At 58.2% G+C, this 478-nt stretch carries 1 protein-coding gene; it reads left to right on the plus strand.

All coding sequences use genetic code 11. From position 1 onward, the window contains the following. Positions 1-244: 244 nt before the first annotated feature. The coding region (locus tag J5M56_RS24895; RefSeq protein WP_207938048.1) for an MFS transporter at positions 245-478 on the plus strand (234 nt) is incomplete at its 3' end.

A 478-nucleotide genomic window follows, 5' to 3' on the forward strand; every position in this document is an offset into this window, starting at 1 on the left:
GTGACATCAACGCCGCCAAACGGCACGTTGAACAGCTGTACGATTTTCAGGGCGCGGACTTTATCACAGCGTAGGCGTGAACCTTCAGGCCTGTGACGATCTGCCACCGGATCGGCCGGGCAGATCGGCAGTTTTGGGCAACTCAGTGCGGCCGCAGTCTGTTAAGCTTCGCCATCCTCATTTTCAAGTTCTGCCAGCGGGCCTGCGGGTCATCGTTGGTGTCGTCGTTTTGCGGGAGTTGCGCATGCTGTGGCCTATTCTTCTTGTGTCCGCTGCCGGGTTCACGGTGCTGACCACGGAATTCGTCATTGTCGGCCTGTTGCCGGCAATCGCCCGAGACCTCGAAGTCAGCATCCCGCAAGCCGGGCTGCTGGTGACCTTGTTCGCCTTTACCGTGGCGCTGTTCGGCCCATTCCTGACCGCGTATTTCGCCCGTTTCGAACGGCGCAAACTGTTTATCAGCATTCTGATCATGTTC

The sequence above is a fragment of the Pseudomonas sp. 51_B genome (assembly GCF_017491595.1).
Taxonomy (GTDB): domain Bacteria; phylum Pseudomonadota; class Gammaproteobacteria; order Pseudomonadales; family Pseudomonadaceae; genus Aquipseudomonas; species Aquipseudomonas promysalinigenes.